General features: G+C 54.2%; 3 protein-coding genes. 1 reads left to right on the top strand and 2 read right to left on the bottom strand.

What is annotated here, in order from left to right; all coding sequences use genetic code 11:
• Positions 1-1,149: PorV/PorQ family protein (locus OXG87_16380; GenBank protein ID MCY3871128.1), on the top strand; the 1,149-nt coding region annotated here is incomplete at its 5' end.
• Positions 1,150-1,219: 70 nt separating this feature from the next.
• On the opposite strand, the gene OXG87_16375 is transcribed toward OXG87_16380, so the two are convergent.
• Both OXG87_16375 and OXG87_16370 read right to left on the bottom strand, forming a co-directional pair.
• The gene (locus OXG87_16375; protein ID MCY3871127.1) at positions 1,220-2,275 is read right to left on the bottom strand and encodes a zinc-binding dehydrogenase; all 1,056 of its coding nucleotides are present in this window, start codon (positions 2,273-2,275) and stop codon (positions 1,220-1,222) included.
• 15 nt (positions 2,276-2,290) lie between these two features.
• Positions 2,291-2,849, bottom strand: a 559-nt coding sequence (locus tag OXG87_16370) for a GDP-mannose 4,6-dehydratase (protein ID MCY3871126.1), incomplete at its 5' end; no start/stop codon positions are given.

The raw sequence follows: 2,849 nt of genomic DNA, 5'->3' as shown, positions 1-2,849 counted from the left end.
TTCGGTAGGTCAGACGAGGAGGCTGTTGTGAAATTACATAATATTATCTGGGTCTGTCTGCTGGCGTTCGTCCTTTCCGGCGTGCAGGCCAATGCTCAATTTGAAGATCCCCGGGTTCTCGGCGGCGAAAAGATTCGCGATCTGGAACCCATTTATCCAAATCAGGAAGAAGTCAGACCTTCTGGCGTGAAAGCCGCGCAGAGCGGTTTTGTGTTTCTCGGATTTTCCACAGATGCGCGGCGAGCCGCGATGGCGGATGCGGGCGCAGGTCTGATCGGCGATGCGTCGGGTGCGGTATTTCTAAACCCGGGGTTGCTGGGTTTTGTACACGAACGGCAGGCGTTTTTTACCCATGCCAAATGGATTTTTGAAACAAATCACCAGGTTGCCGGTGCGGTTTTCAAATTTCCAAATACACCGGGCACCTTTGGCGTGGGCTTTGTCACCCACAGCGCGGGAGAGATCAATGGCACCAAGATCAATCCCGATCCCGCCAGTGTGGGGTTCACCGAGACGGGTACATTTACCACGACGAATTACGCCCTGTCCGCAGGCTGGGGTTTTCAGATTACCGATCGGTTTTCAGTAGGGGCAATGGCGCGTTTCGCTCATCAGGGGTTGGGATCGAGTGAGGTCTTTATAGCCGGTAGTCGGCAAACGCAGTCGAATGATCTCAATGCTTTTGCCGTGGATATCGGGACCTACTTCAATACGGGATTCCGGAATATGGTGATTGCTATGAGTGTGAGGAATTTCAGTCCGGGAGGGGAGTCTCAGTTTCAGCGCGAGCATTTCGAGTTGCCCCGGTCATTCCGCCTGGGTTTTGTCTTCGATATGATTTCGCTGTTTGGCCGAATCCCTGTGCCGCATCATCTGAATCTGGTCACTGAGATCCATAGTCCGATAGATTTCGACGAGCGCACGCTTGTGGGTGTAGAATATCGGTTTAAGCAGGCGACCTCTGCGATGGGTTTTTCCCTGCGCGGTGGGTATAAGAACAACCACGATCTGGAAGATTATTCGTTCGGTGCCGGTATTGATTACAAAACCGAGGCCGGGAAAGGCGTTCGCCTCGATTATGCGTTCAAGCATTTCAATACGTCTTTCACCGATCCCGTGCAGATGGTGAGTGCCGCGATTAGTTTCTGATTAACCCTTAAACCAAAAAACGGCGGTGGATTTATTTCCATCGCCGTTTTTGTTTTTTGTGTTGTTTCGTTTATACCAACCCGCCTTTAACTGCAATTTTAATTGTGTCTTTGCCGTCGAGATGGTATCCGCTGTGCAGGGCGTTGAATCCTTCGGCTACGCGGTCAATGGGTATGGTGTGGCTGACGAGGTCGGCAAAGGCGTATTCGTTTCGCTCGAGGATGGGGAGTGCGCGGACAAAGTGTTCGGGCTTGCTTGCCCATACGGCTTCGAGGCGCATGTTGCGGCGCATAAACATCTGGTTGGGATTGCAGTCAAAAGATCCCACATCGACAAAATGGCCCATGGCGACATAGGTGCCGCTGTGTCGCAGGAATGTGACGCCTTCGGGAATGGCGGGCAAAAATCCCGCGCATTCAAAGACGACGTCGGCGCCTTCGCCTCGGGGCGTGTTTTCGCGCACAATTTTTGTGCGTTCTTCGGGATCGGGTATGTCGGCGATGTCGATGGTGAGGTCTGCGCCGAGTTGCTCTGCCAGTTCCAGACGTCCTTTGGGTCCGCCGACCATGATGAGCCGTCCCGCCCCGCTGACTTTGGCGGCGACGAGTGTGAGCAGGCCAATGGCTCCCGATCCCTGTACGACGACGGTGTCGCCAAATTGCAAGCCGGAACGCATTGCGCCGTGTACGCCAATGGTAAAAGGCTCGGTGATGACCGCAACTTCGGCGGGCATATCGGTTTTGAGCACGACTGTATCGGGATTCCACAGGTAGATGTATTCGCCAAAACCACCCCGCAAATAGGGGGCTTCTTCGGCTTGTATAAAACCGTACGCTCCGCGATTTGTGCCGGGTGCGAAGAGGACCCGATCACCGGGCGCGATGGGATTGCCCAGATAATCGGTTTCTACACCGGATCCCAGGCTGTCGATGATGCCGACATTTTCGTGGCCGAGAATGATCTCACCCCGCAATCGCTGATATTCCCAGTTGTGCAGGTCTGTGCCGCAGATGCCGGCGAGTTCTTGTTTGAGCAGAATCGATCCCGGTTCTGGATCGGGAACGGGATATTCGCGTATTTCAAATTTTTCGCCGCTCATCACTGCGGCGCGTCCGATACGAGACATAACAAGCTCCTTGGGTTATGAATTTCTTGAGAATAATCCGAGGTCTGCGTCAACCATTTCTTTTACGAGGTCTTCAAAGTCTATGTCGTAAGTCCAGTTGAGTTTGTCTTTGGCTTTGGTGCAATCGCCGATGAGCAGATCGACTTCGGCCGGGCGCAAGAATCGCGGATCGATCTGCACGTGTTCCCGATAGTCGAGGCCGACGTGTGAGAAGGCGATTTCGCAAAATTCGCGCACCGAATGGGTCTCACCGGTTGCGATGACATAGTCGTCGGGCGCGTCTTGTTGGAGCATGATCCACATGGCTTTGACGTATTCGCGGGCGTGTCCCCAGTCGCGTTTGGCGTCGAGGTTGCCGAGCGAGAGATGGCCGATTTGTCCGAGTTTGATGCGCGCGACGTGGGAGGTGATTTTGCGGGTGACAAATTCAAATCCCCGACGAGGGGATTCGTGGTTGAACAAGATGCCGCTGGCGGCGTACAGGCCATAGGCTTCTCGATAGTTGCGGGTGAGGTCAAATCCCGCGACTTTGGAGATGCCGTAGGGCGAGCGCGGATGAAAGCGCGTGATTTCC

Source organism: Gemmatimonadota bacterium, from assembly GCA_026706845.1.
Taxonomy (GTDB): Bacteria; Latescibacterota; UBA2968; order UBA2968; family UBA2968; genus VXRD01.
The sequence above is the reverse complement of the archived record's forward strand: the minus strand, read 5'-3'. Positions and strand labels throughout refer to the sequence as shown.

What these genes read in the sequence shown, in the direction of transcription:
- OXG87_16375 (MCY3871127.1), bottom strand. Translation starts at nt 2,275, where the DNA reads ATGTCTCGTATCGGACGCGCCGCAGTGATGAGCGGCGAAAAATTTGAA.